Source organism: Alteromonas sp. 4NH20-0104, from assembly GCF_057547795.1.
The window spans coordinates 1-776 of record NZ_BAAJLP010000077.1 but is presented as its reverse complement, the minus strand read 5'-3'; the positions used below and the strand labels follow the sequence as shown (position 1 = coordinate 776).

The 776-nt window shown below is 45.9% G+C and carries 1 pseudogene; it reads right to left on the bottom strand.

The window, feature by feature from the left end:
* A pseudogene (locus tag AC27IB_RS23490) lies at positions 1-659 on the bottom strand (transposase); the annotation flags it as partial.
* Positions 660-776: the final 117 nt, after the last annotated feature.

Sequence of the window (776 nt, the reverse complement as noted above, 5' to 3'; positions counted from 1 at the left end):
GCCGCAATATAAAGTGTCATGCATAAAATCCAACGCCCATTGGTGGTTTGCCTGTTCAAGCACTTCTAAAGGCTGTGCAATCCGCTTGGGCAGCACCCGCTTAGTTCTGCGCTTCAAGTTCAATCCCATCTGACAATACACGCGGTATACGCGCTTATGGTTGAATGGAAAACCTTTAAAACGCATCCGGCCAAAACACTTCCAGAATCCCGCCCTTGGCGACTTCTTTAACTCTGCATTGATAGCATCAATGACAGCAGCATCGGCTTTGCGCCAGTCTCGCTCTGGACGATAGAACGTGGAGCGGCTAATGCCTACAAACAAACAAGCTTTAGCGATACTCAGTCCAGCCCTGACCAATATGCTGACGCAATCTCGTTTCTCTGCTGTCACCAACCCTTTTTTGCGACAAGCTCCTTAATCGCATTATTTTCTAAGCTAACGTCGGCGAACATCTTTTTGAGCTTGGCATTTTCTTCTTCAAGCTCTTTCAGTCGTTTGACATCAGACGCTTCCATGCCACCGTACTTGGATTTCCAATTGTAATAGGTTGCACTACTGATACCGTGTTGACGGCACACTTCCTCAACTTTTCTACCAGCATCAACTTCTTTCAATACTGCGATGATCTGAGATTCTGTATAGCGTGATTTTTTCATAGTCGTCTCCTGCATTAATCATTACAGAAAACTCCAATTACGTCTGTCTCAGTTTAGGGGAAGTGGACACTACCATGGCTGTTTGCTAAAGACTAAGTGGGATCACCGGACGCTTAC